The organism is Olavius algarvensis spirochete endosymbiont (assembly GCA_900608495.1).
Lineage (GTDB): Bacteria > Spirochaetota > Spirochaetia > DSM-2461 > DSM-2461 > UBA2779.
The window spans coordinates 1-355 of record UWYT01000022.1; the positions used below are offsets into that span (position 1 = coordinate 1).

Annotated in this window: 1 protein-coding gene; it reads right to left on the reverse strand. The window is 43.9% G+C overall.

The annotated features are described in order from the left end of the window. A partial coding sequence (locus S1OALGB6SA_RS00265) for a hypothetical protein (RefSeq protein ID WP_230204321.1) occupies positions 1 to 197 on the reverse strand: 197 nt, incomplete at its 3' end. Positions 198 to 355 lie beyond the last annotated feature (158 nt).

Genomic DNA, 355 nt, shown 5'->3' on the forward strand with positions numbered 1-355 from the left:
GCCACATAGACATTGCCGGATGAGTCCACAGACACTCCGATGGGGTAATAAAACTTCGCCGCTGTGCCGGTGGCATCCACATGACCTAACCTGCTGCCGGCCAAGGTGCTTACCACCCAAGCCTTGCTGGTGCTCTCGGAAACTTTGCAGGATACCAAAAGGCTCATAAGAGCCAAAACCAGGATACTTTTATTCATAATTTCTCACTATAATGAGTTAATTATAATCTTGAACATTATTAAAACCCAATTCATCTTGATTCGCCAGAGAATTCAGGAGTTTTTTTAAACTCAGCATCTGCTTTCAAAGAGATAATCAGCCCCGGCCTTCGCATCAAGAGGCAATTCTAAAAGAT